At 68.2% G+C, this 242-nt stretch carries 1 pseudogene; it reads left to right on the plus strand.

Going from position 1 to position 242, the window contains the following annotated elements:
- Positions 1-242 (plus strand): annotated as a pseudogene (pyrB, locus tag ACTFO6_RS19580) (aspartate carbamoyltransferase catalytic subunit); the annotation flags it as partial.

The following is a 242-nucleotide window of genomic DNA, read 5'->3' on the forward strand; positions in this document are numbered from 1 at the left end:
GACATGTACACCATCCGCCACTACAAGACGGACTTCCGCGCCCTGCGGGTGGCGATCATGGTGGACGTACTCCACTCCCGGGTGGCCCGCTCCCAGATCCACGCCCTCACCACCATGGGGGTGGCGGAAGTGCGGGTGGTGGGCCCCCGCACCCTCCTTCCGACCATGGTGGAGCGCATGGGGGTGCGGGTGTACCCCGACATGCGCGAAGGGCTGCGGGCCGTGGACGTGGTGATGATGCT

The organism is Pelomicrobium sp. G1 (genome assembly GCF_051905455.1).
Lineage (GTDB): Bacteria > Pseudomonadota > Gammaproteobacteria > Burkholderiales > UBA6910 > Pelomicrobium.